This window comes from Roseateles sp., assembly GCF_036404855.1.
GTDB lineage: Bacteria > Pseudomonadota > Gammaproteobacteria > Burkholderiales > Burkholderiaceae_C > Pelomonas.
On record NZ_DASWYS010000373.1, the window covers coordinates 1 to 4,070 of the forward strand.

4 protein-coding genes are annotated in these 4,070 nt (G+C 70.4%); all 4 read left to right on the forward strand.

Going from position 1 to position 4,070, the window contains the following annotated elements; all coding sequences use genetic code 11:
• Positions 1-59 precede the first annotated feature (59 nt).
• Positions 60-389, forward strand: coding sequence for a PspC domain-containing protein (locus VGF12_RS24960; RefSeq protein ID WP_331178752.1), 330 nt, complete (start codon positions 60-62; stop codon positions 387-389).
• Between the two features lie 157 nt (positions 390-546).
• Positions 547-2,199: a wax ester/triacylglycerol synthase family O-acyltransferase gene (locus VGF12_RS24965; RefSeq protein ID WP_331178753.1), complete on the forward strand. Its 1,653-nt coding sequence runs from the start codon at positions 547-549 to the stop codon at positions 2,197-2,199.
• Positions 2,200-2,593: 394 nt separating this feature from the next.
• Complete coding sequence (locus VGF12_RS24970; RefSeq protein ID WP_414710198.1) at positions 2,594-3,418, forward strand: esterase/lipase family protein; 825 nt, start codon at positions 2,594-2,596, stop codon at positions 3,416-3,418.
• A 27-nt stretch (positions 3,419-3,445) separates the two neighbouring features.
• Positions 3,446-4,070 (forward strand): DUF4184 family protein (locus VGF12_RS24975; protein ID WP_331178754.1); only part of this gene is annotated, 625 nt, incomplete at its 3' end.

Sequence of the window (4,070 nt, forward strand, 5' to 3'; positions counted from 1 at the left end):
ACTCGCGGCCGGGCCCGGGACCGCTAGGCTTCGCCTCATCAACCGCTAAGGAGCCTCAGATGAACGACGCAGAAGAACTCGGAAAGCTGGCCGACCTGCACGCCCGCGGCGTGCTGAGCGACGAGGAATTCGCCAAGGCCAAGGCCCGCCTGCTGGGCGGTCATGCCCCGAGCGGCACGGGTGGCGCCCCCGCGCCCAACCTCGGCGCCGTCAACGGTCTGCGCCGCTCCCGCGTGGACCGCTGGGTCGGTGGCGTCTGCGGCGGCGTCGCCCGCGCCACCGGGCTGGACTCCTGGGTCTGGCGCCTGATCTTCACGGTGCTCTTCCTGGCCTTCGGCAGCGGCATCCTGCTCTACATCCTGCTCTGGATCTTCGTGCCGGAGGAGTAAGCCCACCCTCGACCGGCCGAGGCGGCCCCCAAGGGGGCCCGCCTGACGGATCTCAAAGGATCTCAAGGCCGGATTCGCACCAGTCGCTGGCGGGGTCGGCCCGGAGGGCCTCCTGAGGATTCATCGGTATGCTGGATCGCAAATCCAGGAGACAACGATGAAGCAGCTTGCCGGCCTCGACGCCAGCTTCCTCTATCTCGAAACGCCGCAGATGCCGATGCATGTCGGCGCGCTGCATCTGCTGCAGTTGCCTGCCGGCTACGACGGCGACTATCTCGAGGATCTGCGCGAGCACATGCGTTCTCGCATGCCGCTGCTGCCGGCCCTGCGACGGCGGCTGCTGGCGATGCCGCTGGGCCTGTCCAACCCGGGCTGGGTGGACGCCGACCCCGACCTCGAGCAACACATCGTCGAGATCCCTTTGGCCGATGGCAGCGGCATGGCCGAGCTGGAGGCCCAGGTCGGCGCGCTGCACCCCGTGCTGCTGGACCGCAGCCGGCCGCTTTGGAAGTTCCACGTCTTCACTGGCCTCGAGCCCGGCCCTGAGGGTCAGCCGCGCGTGGCCCTCTACACCCAGCTCCACCACGCCGCGGTGGACGGCCAGGCCGCCGTCGCGCTGGCCCAGGTCATCCTCGACCTCAGCCCCGAGCCGCGAGCCATCGAGTCGCTGGCCGCCCGCGGCAAAAAGCGCGGCCAGCTCGGTACCGTCGGCATGTTGCGTGCCGCGGTCTCGCAGCAGTGGCAACAAACCCTCAAGCTGGCACGCTCCCTGCCCAACGCGGCCACCATCCTTGGCGGCATGGCGGTCAAGTCGCTGGGGGGCGCGGCGGCCGAGGCCTCAGTGGACAAGTTGCGCACCTTGCTCGCCAGCGTCGCGGCGCAGACGACGGCGGTCGTGCGCGGCAAGAAGGCGGTCGCCAGCCTGGGGCCGGCCCCGCGCACGCGCTTGAACGTCAGCCTGTCGGACACGCGCGCATTTGCCGGCGTCACGCTGCCGCTGGCCGAGCTGAACCGCACACGCCGGCGCCACCAGGCCAGCCTCAACGACGCCGTCCTCTTCATCATCGGCGGCGCCCTGCGGCGCTACTTCACCAAGCACGGCCCGCTACCGCGCAGGAGCCTCATCGCCGCCGTGCCCGTGTCCACCCGCGCGGCCGGCGACACCACGTCGAACAACCAGGCCACGATGACATTCATGAGTCTGGGCACGCACCTGGCCGACCCGGCCGAACGCCTGGCCCACGTCATCGCGTCGGCGAAGGCCATGAAGGCGCAGATGACCCAGCTCAAGAGCCTGATGCCCACCGACTTCCCCAGCCTCGGCATCCCCTGGCTGATGCAGGCCGGCGCCATGCTCTACGGCCGCGCCCGCGTGGCCGAGAAGCTGCCCGTCATCGCCAACGTCGTCATCTCCAACGTGCCAGGGCCGCAGGTGCCGCTCTACCTCGCGGGTGCCGAGATGCTGACCAACTATCCCACCTCCATCGCCGTGCACGGCCTGGCGCTGAACGTGACGGTGCAGACCTACAACCAATCGCTGGACATCGGGCTGATGGCCTGCGGCGAAGCGCTGCCGGAGACGGCCGAGCTGGCGGCCTATGTCGAGGCAGCCTTCATGGAATTCCAGGCGCTGCCGGAGGCCCAGGTCGACGCGCCGGCGCCGAAGAAGGCGGTGGCGAAGAAGGCGGCAGCAAAGAAAGCGCCCGCCAAGAAAGCGTCCGCCAAGAAGGCCCCGGCCACAAAGGTGACGGCCAGGAAGACGGTCGCGAAGAAGGCACCGGCCAAGCAGCGGGCGGTCAAGGCGGCCTGATTGGGGACGGACGGGCAGGGCTGGGACTGAACCGGTATCGGAGCACTGCTGCCGGGAGGCGCTGGATCCAGCTGCGGCGGCCCCGCCATCCTCGATGGAGGAGCGGCTTGCACGCGAGCCCCCGAGCGCAGGCGCCGGTTTCATCCCAGCCCCGCGCGCAATCACCATGAAGGACAGCGGCCGGCGACGACGCGGGCAGCCTGCGTCTTTGATCGTCGCCCCCCGCAGGTGCTGCGGGGGCGCGCGGCCAGATGCCACACACCCCGCGGACCAAGCCTTGCGCAGCTGACCCAACGTCACCCAGGCGACACCCAAGGCCAGGGCAAGCCCACTGCGGAAACACGCGACGGCTGGCTAACATGGCTGTGCCTCGCCCGATTCCGTTTTGTCCAGCATGCTCACCCCCCGCTCGCCGCGCTTCTCGCGCTGGCAACAGACCGCCACCCTCCCCCATCCCGACTGGCCCGACCTGCGCGCGCCCAATGCCTGGTTGCTGATGCTGGAGGGGCGCGCGCCCTGGGAATACGCGGCGCTGCTGGCCACCACGCCCTGGCTCAGGAAGCTGCCCCACGGCGATGGCCATCCGGTCCTCGTCTTCCCGGGCCTGGGCGCCAACGACCTGACGACGGCACCGCTGCGCGCCATGCTGGACTCGCTCGGCTACGCCACGCAGCCCTGGGGCCAGGGCTTCAACTTCGGCCCGCGCGCCGGCGTGCTGGAGCAGATCAAGGCCGACCTGCAGGCCCTGTATCGTCGCCATCACCGCAAGGTCAGCCTGCTGGGCTGGAGCCTTGGCGGCATCTATGCCCGCGAGCTGGCCAAGGAATGCCCGGAGCTGACGCGCTGCGTCGTCACGCTGGGCACGCCCTTCACCGGCCACCCACGCGCGACCAACGCCTGGCGTTTCTTCGAGCTGGTCAGCGGCCACACGTCCAACGACCCCGAACTGATGGCGGCCATCCGCCAGGCACCGCCGGTGCCGACGACGTCCATCTACTCCAGGACCGACGGCGTCGTCGCCTGGCGCTGCAGCGTCAACGAGCCCTCGCCGCTGGCCGAGAACATCGAGGTGCAGGCCAGCCACATCGGCCTGGGTGTGAACCCGATCGCGCTGTATGCGCTGGCAGACCGCCTCGCGCAACCGGAGGGGCAGTGGAAGCCCTTCGAGCCCAAGGGTGCGCGGCGCTGGTTCTACAAGACGCCGGTGCAGCCGGAGTGAAGGGCGCGCACGCCTGAGGCGGCCACCATGCCCTGGACCTTTGCCCACCCGGCTGCCATCCTGCCGCTGCAGCCGCTGTGCCCCCGCTGGCTGTCCTGGCCAGCCCTGATCCTCGGGTCGATGGCGCCCGACCTGAGCTACTACGTGGGCCTGCACGGCTGGGCGTCGACGTTCTGCCACACGCCGCTGGGCGTCGTCACGGTCTGCCTGCCGGTGAGCCTGCTGCTGCTCATGCTGATGCTGAGCTTCTCTGCGCCGCTGACCATCCTGCTGCCCGAACCGCACCGGGCCATCGCCCGCGAGGCGCTGGGACCACGGAGGCGCGCAGACTGGGCGAGCCTGGCGACGGCGGTACTGTCCATCCTGCTCGGCGCAGCCACCCACGTGTTCTGGGACTCGTTCACGCATCCCGGCCGCTGGGGCCTGGAGTGGCTGCACGCCCTGAATCGCCCGGCCTTCGCCGCCGTGGACCGGCATGTGCACGTCGTTTCGCTCCTCCAGTACCTGAGCACCGTCGTAGGGGTCGCTGCGTTGGCCGCGATGTACCGGCGCACGCTGCGGGCGCGGCCCCGGACTGCGCCGACGCGGCGCGACGCGCAGCGCGTGCGGGTGCTGCTGGCCTGCCTGGCTGGCGCCCTCGCCGTGGGCGCAC

Coding starts and splice junctions, on each gene's coding strand:
- VGF12_RS24960 (WP_331178752.1), top strand. CDS start 60: ATGAACGACGCAGAAGAACTCGGAAAGCTGGCCGACCTGCACGCCCGC.
- VGF12_RS24965 (WP_331178753.1), top strand. CDS start 547: ATGAAGCAGCTTGCCGGCCTCGACGCCAGCTTCCTCTATCTCGAAACG.
- VGF12_RS24970 (WP_414710198.1), top strand. CDS start 2,594: ATGCTCACCCCCCGCTCGCCGCGCTTCTCGCGCTGGCAACAGACCGCC.